Origin of the sequence: Prevotella sp. P5-50, assembly GCF_002251295.1 — a bacterium.
In the GTDB taxonomy this organism is placed as follows: Bacteria; Bacteroidota; Bacteroidia; order Bacteroidales; family Bacteroidaceae; genus Prevotella.
The window spans coordinates 1-419 of the sequence record NZ_NPJA01000043.1 but is presented as its reverse complement, the minus strand read 5'-3'; the positions used below and the strand labels follow the sequence as shown (position 1 = coordinate 419).

1 pseudogene is annotated in these 419 nt (G+C 43.9%); it reads right to left on the bottom strand.

The window, feature by feature from the left end:
- Positions 1-253, bottom strand: a pseudogene (locus CIK88_RS09960) (hypothetical protein); the annotation flags it as partial.
- Positions 254-419 lie beyond the last annotated feature (166 nt).

Below are 419 nucleotides of genomic sequence, written 5' to 3'. Positions count from 1 at the left end.
GGCCTGTTGCACTATCTACCAGTTTGGCAACCTGCCTCAGTTCTTTGGCAGCTTCCATACAGAACTTAGCGAAAGTGAGTTTCTCGTTGTAGTCTGGGCGATTGAACGTAGGATAGATAGTCCCGTCAGGTTTTCTATTCACGTTGATATACCGTCCCACAAACACGTGTGGGTTACGCTTTACCGGCCATAACGCCTTTGCCACATGCTCCACGAAGAGGTAATGATTTGGAAATAGTTTTAACTTCTCCAATATTCATACGGTTGCTTGGCAAGCAACTCTTTTCTTTTGGCAAATTTACATAAAACCCCCGAATTATAAGCCAGTCGGGATAAAAAACCTAATGTCATTTCCCCGAATCGGGCAGTGTTTGAGAGAAAAAATGTCAAGTCCGCCACAGATTCTTGTCCTATATACG